The organism is Klebsiella sp. 2019SCSN059, from assembly GCF_021739525.1.
In the GTDB taxonomy this organism is placed as follows: Bacteria; Pseudomonadota; Gammaproteobacteria; order Enterobacterales; family Enterobacteriaceae; genus Klebsiella; species Klebsiella quasipneumoniae.
The window spans coordinates 43045-60596 of record NZ_JAKKOM010000019.1 but is presented as its reverse complement, the minus strand read 5'-3'; the positions used below and the strand labels follow the sequence as shown (position 1 = coordinate 60596).

Annotated in this window: 20 protein-coding genes; 12 read left to right on the top strand and 8 right to left on the bottom strand. The window is 59.6% G+C overall.

The annotated features are described in order from the left end of the window. Position 1 precedes the first annotated feature (1 nt). Both rutF and rutG read left to right on the top strand, forming a co-directional pair. Entirely contained in the window at positions 2–496 is a 495-nt protein-coding gene (gene rutF / locus L2I46_RS18605) for an NADH-dependent FMN reductase RutF (protein WP_023289097.1), read from the top strand. Between the two features lie 21 nt (positions 497–517). Then, positions 518–1840: a pyrimidine utilization transport protein G gene (rutG, locus tag L2I46_RS18600; RefSeq protein WP_008805937.1), complete on the top strand. Its 1323-nt coding sequence runs from the start codon at positions 518–520 to the stop codon at positions 1838–1840. An 806-nt stretch (positions 1841–2646) separates the two neighbouring features. Here the strand turns inward: rutG and L2I46_RS18595 are convergent. Both L2I46_RS18595 and L2I46_RS18590 read right to left on the bottom strand, forming a co-directional pair. Then, on the bottom strand, positions 2647–3585 hold the full coding sequence (locus tag L2I46_RS18595) for a DMT family transporter (protein WP_236948133.1): 939 nt from the start codon (positions 3583–3585) through the stop codon (positions 2647–2649). Between the two features lie 164 nt (positions 3586–3749). Then, positions 3750–3923 (bottom strand): general stress protein, encoded by a 174-nt coding sequence (locus tag L2I46_RS18590; protein ID WP_002898708.1) that lies wholly within the window; start codon positions 3921–3923, stop codon positions 3750–3752. 87 nt (positions 3924–4010) lie between these two features. Between L2I46_RS18590 and L2I46_RS18585 the strand changes: the two genes are divergently transcribed. The 3 genes from L2I46_RS18585 to L2I46_RS18575 all read left to right on the top strand — a co-directional run bounded on the left by L2I46_RS18585 (position 4011) and on the right by L2I46_RS18575 (position 5203). Next, positions 4011–4142, top strand: coding sequence for a hypothetical protein (locus tag L2I46_RS18585; protein ID WP_032428724.1), 132 nt, complete (start codon positions 4011–4013; stop codon positions 4140–4142). A gap of 216 nt (positions 4143–4358) precedes the next feature. Next, positions 4359–4955 carry an NAD(P)H:quinone oxidoreductase gene (gene wrbA, locus L2I46_RS18580; protein WP_002898704.1) on the top strand — a complete coding sequence of 199 codons (597 nt, stop codon included), beginning with the start codon at positions 4359–4361 and terminating at the stop codon, positions 4953–4955. Positions 4956–4975: 20 nt separating this feature from the next. Next, positions 4976–5203 carry a YccJ family protein gene (locus tag L2I46_RS18575; RefSeq protein ID WP_008805934.1) on the top strand — a complete coding sequence of 76 codons (228 nt, stop codon included), beginning with the start codon at positions 4976–4978 and terminating at the stop codon, positions 5201–5203. 66 nt (positions 5204–5269) lie between these two features. Here L2I46_RS18575 and agp read toward each other — a convergent pair whose 3' ends face one another. Continuing rightward, positions 5270–6517, bottom strand: coding sequence for a bifunctional glucose-1-phosphatase/inositol phosphatase (agp, locus tag L2I46_RS18570; protein ID WP_023289094.1), 1248 nt, complete (start codon positions 6515–6517; stop codon positions 5270–5272). Positions 6518–6669: 152 nt separating this feature from the next. On the opposite strand from agp, the gene L2I46_RS18565 reads away from it, so the two are divergent. After that, on the top strand, positions 6670–7119 hold the full coding sequence (locus tag L2I46_RS18565; protein WP_110211695.1) for a winged helix-turn-helix transcriptional regulator: 450 nt from the start codon (positions 6670–6672) through the stop codon (positions 7117–7119). A 115-nt stretch (positions 7120–7234) separates the two neighbouring features. Beyond that, positions 7235–8023, top strand: a complete 789-nt coding sequence (locus L2I46_RS18560; protein ID WP_032455305.1) for an SDR family NAD(P)-dependent oxidoreductase — start codon at positions 7235–7237, stop codon at positions 8021–8023. 1 nt (position 8024) lies between these two features. Here the strand turns inward: L2I46_RS18560 and L2I46_RS18555 are convergent, their stop codons facing one another. Continuing rightward, complete coding sequence (locus tag L2I46_RS18555) at positions 8025–8246, bottom strand: hypothetical protein (RefSeq protein ID WP_023289090.1); 222 nt, start codon at positions 8244–8246, stop codon at positions 8025–8027. Between the two features lie 255 nt (positions 8247–8501). On the opposite strand from L2I46_RS18555, the gene L2I46_RS18550 reads away from it, so the two are divergent. Further along, on the top strand, positions 8502–8624 hold the full coding sequence (locus L2I46_RS18550; RefSeq protein WP_002898600.1) for a small membrane protein: 123 nt from the start codon (positions 8502–8504) through the stop codon (positions 8622–8624). A gap of 118 nt (positions 8625–8742) precedes the next feature. Here L2I46_RS18550 and L2I46_RS18545 read toward each other — a convergent pair whose 3' ends face one another. From L2I46_RS18545 to L2I46_RS18540, 3 genes are all read right to left on the bottom strand, one after another. Continuing rightward, positions 8743–10134: an APC family permease gene (locus tag L2I46_RS18545; RefSeq protein WP_023289089.1), complete on the bottom strand. Its 1392-nt coding sequence runs from the start codon at positions 10132–10134 to the stop codon at positions 8743–8745. Next, positions 10124–10306 carry a YmjE family protein gene (locus tag L2I46_RS29795; protein WP_418887452.1) on the bottom strand — a complete coding sequence of 61 codons (183 nt, stop codon included), beginning with the start codon at positions 10304–10306 and terminating at the stop codon, positions 10124–10126. Before L2I46_RS29795 ends, L2I46_RS18545 begins: the two co-directional genes overlap by 11 nt. 181 nt (positions 10307–10487) lie before the next feature. After that, positions 10488–11909 carry a glutamine synthetase family protein gene (locus L2I46_RS18540; RefSeq protein ID WP_002898595.1) on the bottom strand — a complete coding sequence of 474 codons (1422 nt, stop codon included), beginning with the start codon at positions 11907–11909 and terminating at the stop codon, positions 10488–10490. Positions 11910–12134: 225 nt separating this feature from the next. Here L2I46_RS18540 and puuD point away from each other — a divergent pair, with 225 nt between their 5' ends. The 4 genes from puuD (at position 12135) to L2I46_RS18520 (ending at position 16561) form a co-directional block, all read left to right on the top strand. Next, entirely contained in the window at positions 12135–12887 is a 753-nt protein-coding gene (gene puuD / locus L2I46_RS18535; RefSeq protein WP_072199196.1) for a gamma-glutamyl-gamma-aminobutyrate hydrolase, read from the top strand. A gap of 25 nt (positions 12888–12912) precedes the next feature. Then, on the top strand, positions 12913–13470 hold the full coding sequence (puuR, locus tag L2I46_RS18530) for an HTH-type transcriptional regulator PuuR (RefSeq protein ID WP_002898590.1): 558 nt from the start codon (positions 12913–12915) through the stop codon (positions 13468–13470). Between the two features lie 320 nt (positions 13471–13790). Continuing rightward, entirely contained in the window at positions 13791–15278 is a 1488-nt protein-coding gene (gene puuC, locus L2I46_RS18525) for an aldehyde dehydrogenase PuuC (RefSeq protein ID WP_032455303.1), read from the top strand. Between the two features lie 2 nt (positions 15279–15280). Continuing rightward, a complete protein-coding gene (locus tag L2I46_RS18520) occupies positions 15281–16561 on the top strand; it encodes an NAD(P)/FAD-dependent oxidoreductase (RefSeq protein ID WP_049014899.1) in 1281 nt (426 codons plus the stop codon). Here L2I46_RS18520 and L2I46_RS18515 read toward each other — a convergent pair. After that, positions 16558–17520 (bottom strand): LysR substrate-binding domain-containing protein, encoded by a 963-nt coding sequence (locus L2I46_RS18515; protein ID WP_236948139.1) that lies wholly within the window; start codon positions 17518–17520, stop codon positions 16558–16560. The genes L2I46_RS18520 and L2I46_RS18515 overlap by 4 nt on opposite strands. Between the last annotated feature and the right edge of the window lie 32 nt (positions 17521–17552).

Genomic DNA, 17552 nt, shown 5'->3' with positions numbered 1-17552 from the left:
GATGAAGTTAGCGGACAAAGAGAGTTTTCGTGACGCCATGGCCCGCGTCGGCGCCGCGGTTAACATTATTACCACCGATGGCCCGGCGGGCCGGGCGGGCTTTACCGCCAGCGCGGTCTGCAGCGTGACCGACACCCCGCCGACCCTGTTGGTCTGTCTGAACCGCTCAGCCTCCGTGTGGCCGGTGTTCAGCGAACACCACACGCTGTGCGTCAATACCCTGGCGGCGGGACAGGAGGCGCTGTCAACGCTGTTTGGCGGTAAAACGGCGATGGACGAGCGCTTTGCCGCCGCCGACTGGCAGACCGGCGCCACCGGCTGCCCGCGGCTGGAGGCGGCGCTGGTCAGCTTTGACTGCCGCATCGACCAGCGCGTCAGCGTCGGCACGCACGACATTCTGTTTTGTCACGTCGTGGCCATTACCCGTCACCCGGAACCCCGGGGTCTGATGTGGTTTGACCGCGGCTATCACACGCTTATGCGACCCGCTTGTTAACCTTTAACCCGGGATATCATCATGGCACTCTTCGATTTTCCTCGCTGGAAGCTGACCTCCCCCGCCGCCGAATCCGGCGTTGTCGCGCCCGATGAACGCTTATCGGCCGGGCAAACGCTGGTGATGGGCGTGCAGCACGCCGTTGCGATGTTCGGCGCGACGGTGCTGATGCCGTTGTTGATGGGGCTCGACCCGAACCTGTCCATACTGATGTCGGGGGTCGGCACCCTGCTGTTCTTTGTCGTCACCGGCGGACGGGTACCGAGCTATCTCGGCTCCAGCGCCGCCTTTGTCGGGGTGGTGATCGCCATTACCGGCTTTAACGGCCAGGGACTCAACCCTCACCTCAGCGTCGCCCTTGGCGGGATCATCGCCTGCGGGCTGGTCTATACCCTGATCGGTCTGGTGGTGATGAAGATCGGCACCCGCTGGATCGAGCGCCTGATGCCGCCGGTGGTGACCGGGGCGGTGGTGATGGCTATCGGCCTGAACCTGGCGCCGATTGCCGTGCGCAGCGTCTCCGCCAGCGCCTTCGACAGCTGGATGGCGGTGTTAACCGTGCTCTGTATCGGCATAGTCGCGGTATTTACCCGCGGGATGCTGCAGCGTCTGCTGATCCTGGTCGGCCTGATCGTCGCCTGCGCGCTGTACGCCCTGCTGGCTAACGGCTTTGGCCTCGGCAAACCGCTGGACTTCTCTCCCCTCGCCCAGGCGGCGTGGTTCGGGCTGCCGCACTTTACCACCCCATCCTTTAACGGCCAGGCGATGATGTTGATTGCCCCGGTCGCGGTGATCCTGGTGGCCGAGAACCTCGGGCACCTGAAGGCCGTCGCCGGGATGACCGGGCGCAATATGGATCCGTACATGGGGCGCGCCTTCGTCGGCGATGGTCTGGCGACCATGCTCTCCGGCTCGGTCGGCGGCAGCGGGGTCACGACCTATGCGGAGAACATCGGCGTCATGGCGGTGACCAAGGTCTACTCGACGCTGGTGTTTGTCGCCGCGGCGCTGATTGCCATGCTGCTGGGCTTCTCGCCGAAATTCGGCGCATTAATCCACACCATTCCCGGGCCGGTGATCGGCGGCGCCTCGATCGTGGTCTTTGGCCTGATCGCCGTCGCCGGGGCGCGGATCTGGGTGCAAAACCGCGTCGACCTCAGCCAGAACAGCAATCTGATCATGGTGTCTGTGACCCTGGTGCTGGGCGCCGGCGATTTCGCGCTGTCGCTGGGCGGCTTTACGCTGGGCGGGATTGGTACCGCCACCTTCGGGGCGATCCTGCTGCACGCGCTGCTTCATCGCGGGACGCGTGAGGCGAAGGAGGCCAGGGTAACACCGGTTTAAGCCACATTAGCGCGGCGTTGGCGCAGGGAGCGGTGGGGGCCGGATAAGTCGATACAGTTATCGGTTTGCAACGGTTTCGCCCCGGAAAAACGGCTGTTCTGGGTTATATCCAGGCAGATGGCGCTCCCGATATGTCTTCTGCGTTATGTCTCTCATGGCGCCGGGAGCGCACAGGGGGCGGCCAGTCGCCGCCGCCCCCTGTACCCCCGGGCTCCGGCCAGCAAAATCGCCACTGCGTGGTCCCTTCGACTTATCCCTGCAGGCTTCGGGTCGGGCCGAGGCAGCGTCCATGCAAAACACGGCCCTCAGCCCGCATCCATGCGGGCTGCCCCGGCCTTCCGGGAACGTCTCAGCGATTTTGAGGCCGTCAGCACCGGCAGTTTCAGCAACAATGGTGAATAAATTAACGGCAGGTCGTACGAACGTAGGCCGGGTAAAGCGCAACCGCCACCCGGCATAAAAGCGACGCCGTGCCTGATGCCATCGCCCGGCGGCGCTGCGCTTGCGCGGGCCTACGATGAGAGTTAACCATCTGATATAGAAATGGTTATGTAGGCCGGATAAGGCAGTTATGCCGCCATCCGGCACCGCCGCGGGTATGGAGTCTGACCGCCCGGCGGCGCTGCGCTTGCGCGGGCCTACGATAAGAGTTAACCATCTGATATAGAAATGGTTATGTAGGCCGGAGAAGGCATTTATGCCGCCATCCGGCACCAGGACGGGTACGACGGCTGAGGGATATGGCCTGATGGAACCTCGCCATTTGCCTGGCAGAATAAGCGCCGCTGCCGGGACAGAAAGAAAGATTACGGCTCGCGACGATCGGCCAGGTCCGGGAGCGGTTGCGCATCGTTATTCGTTGACATCTGCGGCGGCGGTTTGCGCTTCCACTTCAGCTCGCTCACCAGCACTCCCGCGAGGATAAAGACGCAGCCGAGGAGGGCCAGCAGCGGCAGACGCTCACCGGCCAACCGGCCAAAAATACCGGCCCACACCGGTTCGCCGGTATAGATCAGCGTGGCCCGCGTCGGCGAGACGCTGCGCTGCGCCCAGTTCATGGTCACCTGAATGATCGCGCTGAAAATGCCCAGCCCCAGCGCCACGCCGAGCAGCGCCGGCGTCAACGGCGGCACTGACTCACCGGCCGGCTTCATGGCGGCGAAAGCCACCAGCGACGCGGTCGCCAGCTGCACCACCGTCACCCGCCGAACATCCACTTTCCCGGCCCAGGCGCTGATAAGGATAATCTCCGCGGCAATCGCCAGCGCGCTCGCCAGCGTGATCATCTCCCCCACGCCAAGCGCCAGCAGATTGTTTTCCGGCCCGGCCAGCAGGATCAAACCGATAAAGGCCAGCACAATCCCCACGCAGGACATCACCCCCGGCATACGACCCAGGCACAGCCACTGCAGCAGCGGCACCAGCGGCACATACATCGCCGTGATAAAGGCAGACTTACTGCTGGAGATCGACTGCAGTCCCCAGGTCTGCAGCCCATACCCCAGCGCAATCGCCACGCCAATCGCCACCCCCGCCTTCACCTCCAGCCATGTCATACCGCGCAGGGTGCGCAGCGAGAGCAGACCCACCGCCAGCGCGGCGGTCGCGAAACGCAGGCCGACAAAAAACAGCGGCCCGCTGAGGCTGACCGCATACTGCACGGCAAGGAAGGTCCCTCCCCAGAACATGGTGATCATGATAAGGAGCGCTTCCTGGCGGCAAACGGAGAATTTTAACGAAGACATAAAACAGCCATGACGATTAACGGGCGACCAGTGTGCAATCGGCCCGGCGGGAGCGCAACCTCCGACTGCTAAAAAAAAACCGCCGGCTGATGCCGGCGGCGAGGGCGATGCGGTTGGGTCGGGGAGATTAACACCGCATCAAAGAGAACAGTGCGAGTCGCGCGTTAACTCTCACGACTACCGTGACTGTTTTTACCCCCTTTTTTACCAGCCTCTGAGGCGCGCTGAGGGTCATTTTTAAAATTCCCCCCGCTATGCTGGCCACCTTTACGTCCTGCTTCTGATGCTCTTTCACGGTCTTCAGCAAAGTTGCCAGAACCGCCACGATGGTTTGCCATTACTGACCTCCATTAGGTTAGACATCATAGTGCATTACGCGGGAGCGGCGACGCCGCTGTCCTGCCGCGTATCTATAAGGTTAGTGAATGACTGCCGCTGACGATGGCAAATGTCACATTCAGAAACAAAGCCTGGCGAAAAAAATCCCCTCGCGCCGCGTGATGGCGCTAACCTCCTCTGCTGACGAAGAAAAAATAGTTAGCGAAAATGTATCCTGATGCTACATCCTCGCCGCACCGGCCAGAATGGCGGAGGCATCGCTTCCCGCTTCTCCGCCGCTCAGGCCGCGCTGCGCAAGGAAAAGTAAATAATGCTTTGTCATTTTGTTATAAATCAAATAAATGCCCGTTGGATTTGCACTCTTCGGCAGAGGCTTTATCTTTAAAGGTACCAGCTATTTGGCTGGCTTATAATGCAACCGAGGAGTGATGGAAATGGCTAAAATTCTGGTGCTTTATTATTCCATGTATGGACACATTGAAACCATGGCTCACGCCGTCGCCGATGGGGCGAACCGGGTGGACGGCGTTGAGGTGGTTGTGAAGCGAGTGCCGGAAACCATGCAGGCAGAAGCGTTTGCCAAAGCAGGCGGTAAAACGCAAAACGCGCCTGTCGCTACGCCGCAGGAACTGGCTGAGTATGACGCCATCATCTTTGGTACCCCGACTCGTTTCGGCAATATGTCCGGACAAATGCGCACCTTCCTCGATCAGACCGGCGGCCTGTGGGCATCCGGCGCGCTGTATGGCAAGATCGCCAGCGTATTCAGCTCAACCGGCACCGGCGGCGGCCAGGAACAAACCATTACCTCCACCTGGACGACGCTGGCCCACCACGGCATGATCATCGTGCCGATCGGCTACGGCGCCCAGGAGCTGTTCGATATCTCCCAGGTCCGCGGCGGGACGCCTTATGGCGCAACCACTATTGCCGGCGGCGACGGCTCGCGTCAGCCAAGCGAGGAAGAGTTAGCCATCGCCCGCTATCAGGGTGAACATGTCGCCAAACTGGCCGTTAAACTGCACGGCTAATCTTCCGCAGGAGGAGCACTATGCCAACTCAAGAAGCAAAAGCACATCGCGTCGGCGAATGGGCAAGTTTACGTAACACCTCGCCGGAGATCGCCGAGGCGATTTTCGAAGTCGCCCACTATGATGAAAAACTGGCGGAGCAAATCTGGGAGGAAGGCAGCGACGAAGTGCTGGCGCTGGCCTTTGCCAAAACCGATAAAGATGCGCTGTTCTGGGGTGAACAGACGATTGAGCGTAAAAACGTCTAGGACGTTTATCCCTGCCGAGTCTCACCCTAACCTGCGAAAAAACCCGGATTGCTCCGGGTTTTTTCGTTATTTCGCCGCCTCGTTGATCACCTTTTTAAAGGTCTCCAGCGGACAGAAACCCTGGTCATCGACCGGGCAGCCGTTAAGCGCCAGCGTGACCCGCTGCGGCGGGGTCTGCAACGTCAATGGGTCGGCATTACGCAGCTGCTCGGTGCTCTGGTAGACATACTCAATCTTCATCAGATCGCGGTTGCTGCCGCTGTCGTGCCAGCGTTGAAACAGCAGTTTGCCGCCGATAGGCGTGCGCTCATACTGGCCGGGCAGTTGATAGGGCTTAAAGTCCAGCGCCGTCAGCAGCGAGGCAATATTCGAGTCGTGTCCCACCAGCAGCGTGACTTTCGCCTTGCTGGCCCCCTCGCCCACCAGCGCGTTATCGATATAGTTGACCAGCGGCTTGGCCACGTTTTGCGCCACCGCCACCGAAGTAAACAGACTATCCTGATAGCCGTTTTTCAGCTTCGACAGCACCTGCCACTGCTTATCGCTGGCGATCTCCCCCCACGCCACCTGGTCTTTGGGGAAGCCTTCATAATATTGCAGGGTGAAGGCGTCCACCAGCGAGTTGCCCACCTTCAGCGGCCCGGACACCCCCGGCTCCTGCTGATAACCGGCGCTAAAGGTATCTTTACCCTCGCTCAGGGAACAGACCTGCTTCTCTTTGCAGGAGGGCGAGTTGCGGTAATCGATCATCGTCTCCAGCAGCTTGTAACTCTCGGTCAACTGCATCCCCTGGCGCTCTTTTTCCATCGCCTGCAGCGCTTTCTCACGAAACGCCGGGGAGTCGTCGGTGATAACCGGGTTGAAGGTCGGGTCCATGGTGCCCATCTGCGGCTGATGATGCACCGCAATGCCGCAGCCCGGGAACGCGCCGGTGATAAAGAACTGCGCGGTGGCGACGGTGCGCTGCAGGCTGTTAGCGTAGGCGTAAACAGCGTTTTCCGGCGGGCACTCGCCGCTGGTCACCAGCTTCTGCTGCGCCAGCCATTCGCGCATATAGTGGCCCATATACACCTCCAGCACGCCACCCTTGGTGGTCAGCTGGCCGCCCGGCACATCCCATTGCGGCCAGGCTTTGGCGGTGGACTGCTCCAGCACGCTACCGTTATTGGCCAGCGGCGCGCGCAGGTTGTGACGACTCATGATCAGCACCTGCTGCAGCTGATACCCCTCCGGGGCGGCCGTGTCCTGCGCCAGAGCGCCGGCGGATAACATGACCGCGCCGGCTACGGCGGCGGCGAGTAGACGTTTTTTCATCCCTTCATCCTTAGTCATTTATTATCATCGGCTTAATTGTGACGGATTTATGCCATTTTTCCTGGCATTCGCTCGCAAACTTAGACCGCCGCCGAAAATTTCCTCTGCCGACCAAATAGTTTTATAATGAAACAACTAACCCGGAGGCTTTCGTGAAACGTACCCGTCTTGAAAACAGCTGCTGTCCTGTCGCCCGCTCCCTCGACGTTATCGGTGACTGGTGGTCGCTGCTTATCGTCCGCGATGCCCTGCGCGGGGCGTGCCGTTTTAGTGAATTCCAGAAAAACCTCGGCATTGCCAAAAATATGCTCGCCGGACGCCTGAAAATGCTGGTGGATGAAGGCATCCTGCGTCTGCAGCCGGCCTCCGACGGCAGCGCCTGGCAGGAGTACGTCCTGACGGATAAGGGCCGCGCCCTGCAGACCGTGCTGGTCGCCCTTTCCCAGTGGGCGGATGACTATCTGTTCGATCCTGACGAACCGGCAACCCGGCTCATTGACCGCCAGCAGCGCCAGCCCCTGCGTAAACTGGTCCTGCAGGCGGCGGATGGCCGTGAGCTGGCCCCAGCGGATATCACCATCGCCGTTCCGCTGAAGGACTAATCGCTGCCCGCGGCAGGCAAAAATAAAAAAAGCCCGGCAAAATGGTTGCATTATTAAACCAAGTATCTCATGCTGAATTTGGTTTAATAATGCAACCTTTTAAGAGGCAATACTCATGTCCCAGTCATCGCACACTGCTTTTATCACCGGCGCTTCCTCAGGTATCGGCGCGATCTATGCCGAACGACTCGCCGCTCGCGGCTACGATCTGATCCTCGCCGCCCGCCGTGAAGATCGGCTGCAGGCGCTCGCCGGGCAGCTGCAGGCGCGCTACGCCATCCGGGCCAGCATCGTCAAGGCCGACCTGAGCGAGGAGCAAGGCATTGAAGCCGTGGAGCAGCATCTGCAGCACGATCCCGCCATTGACCTGTTCATCAACAACGCCGGCACGGCAAAAATGGCGGGCTTTCTCGCCAGTACGCCGCGCGAGCACCAGGCGATTCATACGCTCAACACCACCGCGCTCCTGCGCCTGAGCTATGCCGCGCTGGCCGCTTTCGCTCCCCGGGGCCGCGGAACGCTGATCAATATTGCCTCTATTCTCGCGCTGCATACGCTGCCGGGCAGCGCGGTCTACAGCGCCAGCAAAGCGTGGGTGTTGAGCTTTACCCGTGGCCTGCAGGATGAGTTTGCCGACAGCGGCGTGCGTATTCAGGCGGTATTGCCGGCGGCGACCGCCACCGATCTGTGGCCGACCTCCGGCGTGGCGCTGGACGCCCTGCCCACCGGTACGGTCATGACCACCGAGGATCTGGTTGACGCCGCCCTCAGGGGACTGGAGATGGGGGAAAAGGTCACCTTACCGCCCGTGCATGACCTGGGATTGTGGGAGGCTTTCGAGCAGACGCGACTGGCGTTGTTTACCAGCGCGCGAACCGGGCAACCGGCGCCGCGATATCGCTAACTCACTCCGGCAGTGGAACCGCCGCCAGGGTACAGATCGCCTCGTGCTCACCGCCGCGGCGATCGGTGATCACCACCTTATCGCCCGCTTTTTTACCTTCACACGGTTTCAGGACCTGCTCCACGATCCGCTCGCGGATCGCCTGACGTTCATTTTCAGCCTGACTGGCGAAGGCCGTCAGCGCCAGCGCCACGCCCAGCAGGCTGAGGGTTTTCTTATACATGTCTTGCTCTCAGATCATTCTAATTCGCGGTCAGCGTAACCCGCTGCTGGCCGCACTTCTGTAAAATCACTTAACGGAGTGTTACGCCCTTTCAGCTGAAACCCAGGCTTTCACATTCCTGCGGGAAATATTTTATCACAACCCCTGCGGCGGATATTCCCGCGATGAGGCGTCATCTTTCAGACATATCCCGATGTTATCTTCAACTGAGCCCTGTATCTTTTTCCCTTTCTAAACAGAATTTTAGGTTGGTCTATGTCGGGTCTTATTCTCTTTATCGTCGCGGTGGCGCTGCTGGGCGTCGCCATCTACAGTCTGGTGTCGTACCTCAAAGAGCGGCGCGCCAGTCAGTTACCTGTCCATAAAAAGAAGAAATAATACCTTCCGTTCTCCGCCGTTTTCTGCTGATTTCTTTACCATCCTGTACTGTCCCTTACCGATGCCATAACAAAGGCAGGCCTGCGGGCCTGCCTTTGTTCGGTTTCTGCGTCAGGCTCTAGGACTCCCAGGCCTGCTCCGCCTTGGCGGCATCGAACTGCGGCGGCGGTTTACGGAAGCGTCGGGTCAGATAAGCCAGATACAGCAGACCAAGCGCCGCCCACACCAGACCGAGCGTCAGGGAAGTGGCCTCGAGGTTGATCCACAGCACCCCTACCGTCAACGCCCCGACCATCGGCAGCAGCAGATAGTGCAGTCGATCCTTCCAGGTTTTGTTGTACCCTTTGCGCCGCCAGAAGTGGTTGAACACCGACAGGTTAACGAAGGTGAAGGCCACCAGCGCGCCGAAGTTAATCAACGCGGTGGCGGTCACCAGGTCGAAGAACAGCGCCGACAGCGCGACAATACCCACCATAATCACGTTCAACGCCGGGGTTCGCCATTTCGGATGCACATAGCCGAAAATGCGCTCCGGGAAGACGTTATCGCGGCCCATCACGTACAGCAGACGGGAGACGCTGGCATGGGACGCCAGGCCGGACGCCAGGGTGTTAACAAAGGTGGTGCAGAGGAAAATTGACTGGAACAGCTTGCCGCCCACGTACAGCGCAATCTCCGGCAGCGCGGCGTCCGGGTCTTTAAAGCGATGAATATCAGGGAAAAACAGCTGCATAAAGAACGACGCGACGATGAAAATAATGCCGCCGTACATCGCGGTGAGAAAAATCGCCTTCGGGATCACCCGCGCGGCGTCAGGCGTCTCTTCCGACAGCGTGGTCACCGCGTCGAAGCCGAGAAACGAAAAGCAGACGATGGTCGCCCCGGTAATAATCGGGATCAGATGCGCATTCTGGCTGATAAACGGCTGCAGCGACCAGACGGTCCCTACCCCCTCGCCTTTGTGCAGCCCCTGGACCACCAGAATGACAAACACCACCATAATCGAGATCTGCACCAGCACGAACAGGGTGTTGAAGTTGGCCACCAGGTTAACGCTTTTCAGGTTCGCGGCGGTCAGAATGGCGACAAAGGTCACCACCCACACCCATGGCGGCACTTCCGGGAACAGCGCCGAGAGATAGATCTTCGCCAGCAGGACGTTGATCATCGGCAGGAACAGATAATCCAGCAGCGACGACCAGCCGACCATAAAGCCGACGTGCGGGCTGATGGATTTTTGCGCGTAGGTGTAGGCAGAGCCGGCTTCCGGGAACTGGCGCACCAGTTTGCCGTAGCTGATGGCGGTGAACAGCACGCCAGCCAGCGCCAGCAAATACGACGCCGGGACGTGGCCGTTGCTGATGCCGGAGACAATGCCGAAGGTATCAAACACCGTCATCGGCGTCAGATAGGCGAGCCCCATCATCACCACTTGCCAGAGTTTGAGGGATTTACGCAGACGCGGTCTGCCCGCCTGAGCGGCGTTATGCGCAGGAAGATTAATTGCCATCGACCATTCCCCCCTTGCGGATAACAGTTTGCGGGCACAACGTTCGCGTGACAAACCTGCTTAGCAAGGGGGTAAGGCATAAATAAAAGGGTAAGACGGACCGGTGAGCGGTTGCTGGCTGGCATCCAATGCGGCCTGAGCGGCCTCCCTCTCCCTGCGGATATTTGAACATCTGCATCATCTCATTTCCTCGTCACACACTGTGTCGTTAACTGAAGCCCCGTTGCCGCCTGCGCTCCTTAACGCGACATCCGGGAAATGGCTGGGCTCCCAGCAAAAAGGACGACCAGGCTCCGCTCAGGCCGTATGATGCTACTCATGACTCAACTCATGCGCCCCTCGCGGGGCGACCATCAGGCGTTTTTCAACATCCACTCAATTTCAGTTTCTGTGATAAGACGCTCAAACTGCAATAATTCATCATGCTTGCAGGCATGGAAAACGTGGCAGAAACGCTCGCCGAGACGCTCACGCAGGTGATCGTTCTGCATAAACTCCCACAGCGCGTCGCTCTGACGGATCGGGAACGGCAGCCCTTCTTGTTCCAGGCCGTTACCTTCCACCTCTTCCTGCAAAGGCAGCTGAGGGTTATCCAGCCCGTGCAGGATACCGGCGAAAATCGCCGCCATCACCAGATACGGGTTGGCGTCCGCTCCCGCCACGCGATACTCCACGCGGTGGTTCTGCCGCTCGCCGCACGGGATCCGCAGCGCCACGGTACGGTTGTTATGGCCCCAGGAAGCCTGCGTCGGGACATACATCCCCGGCTGGAAGCGGCGATACGAGTTCACGTTCGGCGCCAGCAGCGCCATCGAGGCCGGCATCAGATCGATCATCCCGGCCAGCGCGCGTTTGAGCAGCGCGGAGTCTTCCCCGTCGCCGTCCACCAGCACGTTTTCCCCTTTATTGTTCAGCATGCTGATGTGGATATGCATCCCGCTGCCCGCATGCTCTTCATAAGGCTTGGCCATAAAAGTGGCGTGCATCTTATGCTTCTCCGCCATTAAACGCACGAGACGTTTTAACGCCAGCGCATCATCGCAGGCGTCCAGCACGTTATCGGTATGGTGGAGGTTGATTTCAAACTGGCCCGGCGAGGCTTCGGCCACCGCGCCGTCGGCGGGGATCAGCTGCAGTTTCGCCAGCTCGTCGATGTCGTTGAGCACGTCGGCAAAGTGGTTCAGGTTATCGACCGAGTAGACCTGGCTTTGGGTGTTGCGATCGTCGGTGCCCGGCGCGCACGGCGGCTGCAGGTAGCCTTCGGCATCGCGTTTGCGGTCCAGTAAATAGAACTCCAGCTCTACCGCTACCACGGGGAACAGCCCGCGCTGGCGCAGCTGCTGCCAGAGGCGGTTGAGTACGTTCCGCGGCTCAACGTCAAAGGGAGCGCCATCTTCATCAACCATGGTCAGCTGTACCTGGGCTATCGACTGCGGATCGGCCGCTGAAGGCGTTAAGGTACCGGGCACCGGGATGCAGCTGCGATCCGGCTCGCCCATCTCCTGGCCCAGACCGGCCTCTTCCACAACGTTGCCGAGAATATCCATCGCAAACACCGAGGCCGGAAAATAACAGCCTTTCTCCAGCTTGCTCAGGCCGGCAACGGGGATGCGCTTGCCGCGGAAGCAGCCGTTCAGATCAGTGAGGAGGACATCGACATATTGGGTATCAGGGTAGGTTTCGAGGTAGCGCTTCACTTCTTTCGCGAACGCGCTGACCCGTCTCTCTTCCGTTTGCTGAACAAAATTCTCAACTTCTACGATATTGGTTTCCATGATTCACCGCCGTTGGTTTGGTTTCGGTCCTGCACTCAGACCGTTAAATATAATGTCCACCCCATCGACTGTGTATGCAAATAAATTGTTTGTCAAATGTTAAATTAAGTTTGCAAAGGGCTATTTCCACTGCTAGATTGAGAAAATATTGAACGATATGGCCGTTAAACCCGCTATAGCGGTCATAATTTAGTCCACTTTGTGAGGGCGATCATGGAAAATATAATGTACAAGCCAGTTATTGGCGTCGTGATGTGTAGAAACAGGCTTAAGGGTCACCAGACCCAGACCTTGCAAGAAAAGTACCTGAATGCAATTGTTAACGCCGGCGGACTGCCGATCGCCCTGCCGCATGCGCTGGCGGAGCCGGAGCTGCTGAACGCGTTAGTCGATAAACTGGACGGGATATACCTGCCAGGCAGCCCCAGTAACGTGCAGCCGCACCTTTATGGTGAAAACGGCGATGAGCCTGACGCCGACCCCGGGCGTGATCTTCTGAGCATGGCGCTGATTAACGCCGCACTCGAAAGGCGCATCCCCATTTTCGCCATCTGTCGTGGACTGCAGGAACTGGTTGTCGCCACCGGTGGGACTCTGTATCGTCGTCTGTTCGAGCAGCCTGAGCTGCTGGAGCATCGCGAAGATCCTGAACTGCCCGTCGAGCAGCAGTATGCCCCGTCCCATCAGGTTGAGGTTCAGGAAGGAGGATTGCTGTCGCAATTGATACCGGGCTGCAACACGTTTTGGGTAAACTCGCTACACGGACAAGGGGCAAAAACCCTGAGTCCGCAGCTGCGCGTGGAGGCGCGAGCGCCGGATGGACTGGTGGAAGCGGTCAGCGTGAACGATCACCCTTTCGCGCTGGGCGTACAGTGGCATCCTGAATGGAACAGTAGCGAATACGCCCTGTCGCGTATGTTGTTTGATGGTTTTATCACCGCCTGTCAGGGCCATCATGCTGAAAAGCGGCGGCGCTGACCACTACCGTTAAGGAAATGCAAATATGAGCGATGACGGACTGGCGCCAGGGAAACGTCTGTCAGAGATCCGCCAACAGCTGGGTCTCTCGCAGCGTCGTGCCGCCGAACTGTCTGGGTTAACACATAGTGCCATCAGCACCATAGAGCAGGACAAAGTCAGTCCCGCCATCAGTACGCTGCAAAAGCTGCTGAAAGTCTATGGGCTGTCGCTCTCGGAATTCTTTTCTGAACCCGAAAAGCCGGACGAACCCCAGGTGGTCATTAATCAGGATGACCTTATCGAAATGGGCAGTCAGGGCGTTTCCATGAAGCTGGTTCATAACGGAAATCCGAACCGTACGCTGGCGATGATTTTTGAAACTTACCAGCCTGGAACCACGACCGGGGAGAGGATTAAGCATCAGGGTGAGGAGATAGGCACCATACTGGAGGGGGAGATCGTGCTGACCATTAACGGTCAGTCGTACCACCTGGTGGCTGGACAGAGCTATGCCATTAACACCGGCATCCCGCACAGCTTCAGCAACACCTCGGCAGGCATCTGCCGCATCATCAGTGCCCACACCCCCACCACATTCTGAATAGTTAGCCTGAACGAGGTTCAGGCTTTCTTCAGACCTGCGACGGCGGAAATTTTATTTTCGTCGCCGCGAAAAACTCGCCGTCATAACGTTTGTGCCGGAAGGGAATCCTATTTCCTGCTGGCCCTGAAATAATTAACGCCGTGAATGGCGACTCGTCCCTGAATTATTCGGCATGCAGACAACCTGCCGAAATTTAGGGCAATAAAACGGTATTCAACTCCGGGGATTCACGATGCCCTGCGCCTGGCGCAGCGCCCCCGTGCAGCCTGAAAACGCCGAAATGATTAATTTGCCGATAATGTTTTTAAGGAGTCATGATGAATTTTCAGCACCTGGCTTACTGGCAGGAAAAAGCGAAAAGCCTGGCCATTGAAACACGATTATTTATTAACGGCGAATATTGCGCCGCGGTCGATAATACCACCTTTGAAACCATTGACCCTGCCGCGCAGCAAACGTTAGCCCATGTCGCCCGCGGCAAAAAAGCCGACGTCGAGCTGGCGGTGAAGGCCGCGCGCCGGGTCTTTGATAACGGCGACTGGTCACAGGCCGCCCCCGCGCAGCGTAAAGCGGTTCTCACACGCTTCGCCGACCTGATGGAGGCCCACCGCGAAGAGCTGGCGCTGCTGGAAACGCTGGATACCGGCAAACCGATTCGCCACAGCCTGCGCGACGATATTCCCGGCGCCGCCCGCGCCATCCGCTGGTATGCCGAAGCGCTGGATAAAGTCTATGGCGAAGTGGCCCCCACCGGCAGCAACGAGCTGGCGATGATCGTCCGCGAACCGATTGGCGTCATCGCCGCGGTGGTGCCATGGAACTTCCCGCTGCTGCTGGCCTGCTGGAAGCTCGGTCCGGCGCTGGCGGCAGGCAACAGCGTGATCCTTAAGCCGTCGGAAAAATCGCCGCTCACCGCCCTGCGCCTCGCCGGGCTGGCGAAAGAGGCTGGCCTGCCGGACGGCGTGCTGAACGTGGTCAGCGGCTTTGGTCACGAGGCCGGACAGGCGCTCGCCCTGCATCCTGACGTGGAGGTCATTACTTTTACCGGCTCCACCCGCACCGGCAAGCAGCTGCTGAAAGACGCCGGCGACAGCAATATGAAGCGCGTCTGGCTGGAAGCGGGCGGCAAGAGCGCCAACATCGTCTTCGCCGACTGCCCGGATCTGCAAAAAGCGGTCAGCGCCACCGCCGGCGGCATCTTCTACAACCAGGGCCAGGTGTGCATCGCCGGCACCCGCCTGCTGCTGGAGGAGAGCATCGCCGACGAGTTCCTGGCGCGACTGAAAACCGAAGCGCAACACTGGCAGCCGGGCAACCCACTCGACCCAAACACCACCATGGGCATGCTGATTGACAACACCCATGCCGACAGCGTGCACAGTTTTATTCGCGGCGGCGAAAGTAAAAGCACGCTGTTCCTCGATGGGCGGAAAAATCCATGGCCAGCCGCCGTCGGCCCGACCATTTTCATTGACGTCGACCCGGCTTCCACCCTCAGCCGGGAAGAGATCTTCGGCCCGGTGCTGGTGGTGACGCGATTCAAAAGCGAAGACGAGGCCCTGCGGCTTGCCAACGACAGCGACTACGGCCTCGGCGCCGCGGTATGGACTCGCGATCTCTCACGCGCCCACCGCATGAGCCGCCGCCTGAAGGCCGGTTCGGTCTTCGTCAACAACTATAACGATGGTGATATGACCGTCCCCTTCGGCGGTTACAAACAGAGCGGCAACGGGCGCGATAAGTCGCTACACGCCCTGGAAAAATTCACCGAACTGAAAACCATCTGGATTGCCCTGGAGTCTTAATCATGACCGAACATACCACCAGCTATTACGCCGCCAGCGCCAACAAATATGAACCCTTTCCGACGCTGGACGAATCGATAAGCTGCGACGTCTGCGTCGTCGGCGGCGGCTACACCGGCCTCTCATCTGCCCTGCATCTTGCCGAAATGGGCTACGACGTGGTGGTGCTGGAAGGGGCGCGCATCGGCTTCGGCGCCAGCGGCCGCAACGGCGGTCAGCTGGTTAACTCCTACAGCCGCGATATCGACGTGATTGAAAAAAACTACGGCCCGGATGCGGCGAAAATGCTCGGCAGCATGATGTTCGAAGGCGGCGATATTATCCGCGAACGCATCCAGCGCTATCAGATCCAGTGCGATTACCGACCGGGCGGCCTGTTCGTGGCGATGAACCATAAACAGCTGGAGACGCTGGAAGAACAGAAAGCCAACTGGGAGCGCTACGGCAACACGCAGCTGGAGCTGCTGGACAGAGAGGCGATTCGTCGCGAAGTGGACAGCGACCGCTACGTCGGCGCCCTGCTCGACCACAGCGGCGGCCATATTCACCCGCTCAACCTCGCCATCGGCGAAGCGGACGCTATTCGCCTGAACGGCGGCCGGGTGTATGAGCAGTCGCCGGTCACCCGCATCCAGCACACCAGCCCGGCAGTGGTCAGCACCGCCCGCGGCCAGGTCACTGCCCGCTATGTGATCATCGCCGGCAACGCCTATCTCGGTGACAAACTGGAGCCGGAGCTGGCGAAGCGCAGCATGCCGTGCGGCACCCAGGTGGTCACCACCGCGCCGCTGTCGGAGGAGGTCGCCCGCTCGCTGATCCCGAAAAACTACTGTGTGGAAGACTGTAACTACCTGCTGGACTACTACCGTCTGACCGGCGATAACCGCCTGCTGTACGGCGGCGGCGTGGTCTACGGCGCCCGCGACCCGGACGATGTGGAGCGGCTGATTATGCCAAAGCTGCTGAAAACCTTCCCACAGCTGCAGGGGGTGAAGATTGACTACCGCTGGACGGGCAACTTCCTGCTGACCTTGTCGCGGATGCCGCAGTTTGGTCGCCTGGATAGCAACATCTACTACATGCAGGGCTACAGCGGGCATGGGGTCACCTGTACCCACCTCGCCGGACGATTGATTTCGGAACTGCTGCGCGGCGACGCCGAGCGTTTCGACGCCTTTGCCAAACTGCCGCACTACCCGTTCCCGGGCGGCCGCAGCCTGCGTATCCCCTTTACCGCGATGGGCGCCGCCTACTACAGCCTGCGCGACCGCCTTGGGGTTTAATCGTCTTTGCCGACGGCCCTGGCCGTCGGCTCATGCTGCGGATAGTGTTGCTGGAAATAGTGGCGCAGAAACTCCACGGTGGTGCGAATTTTAGCCGACGTCGCCAGGCGGGAGACGTAAACCGCCCAGACGTTGGCCGGTTGCCAGTAGTACGGCAGCACCTGCACCAGATGCCCGCTGGCGATATTCTCCCTGACGTCCCACCACGAACGGAGCGCAATCCCCTGCCCGTCCAGACACCACTGATGAACAATTTCGCCATGGTTGGACGACAGCGGCCCGGTCACTTTGATGGCGTGCTGGCCCTCTTTGCTATGCAGCTGCCAGACGCCGAACGGATGATCCCGCTCTTTAATCACCAGGCGCGGCAGAGCCGCCAGATCGCTCAGCTGTTTCGGCGGCGCATGGCGGGCGAGGAACTGCGGCGACGCACAGAGCACGCGGTGATTGCGCGCCAGCTGGCGGGCAATCAGATTCGGCGCGATATCGTCGCCGAGGCGAATATCGAGATCCACCCCTTCATTGACTAAATCCACCAGCCGGTCCTGGACATCAAAACGCAGCTCCAGCTGCGGGTACTGAAGCGCCAGCGCCGACAGCGCGGGGGCCACCACCCGGCGGCCAAAGCCGAAGCTGCTGATAATCCGCAGCGTTCCCTGCGGCACCTGACGCACGTCGGAGAGCTCGTCCATCATCTCATCGACATCCTGCAGAATGCGCTGCGCCCACTCGTAGATCCGCTCTCCCTCTTCGGTAATGGTGACCCGGCGGGTGGTCCGGTGCAGCAACATCACATTCAGGGTTTGCTCCAGCAGCGAAACCCGCTTGCTGACAAAAGCCGGCGATACGCCCAGCTCCTCAGCGGCGGCGGCAAACCCGGCCCGGCGGGCGACCAGCATAAAGACGCGTAAATCATTCAGCAGCGGCAGATTATTCATGATCTGTGTTTTATGTTTCACCATTTAGCGTGATTAATTATGAATCAGTCAAT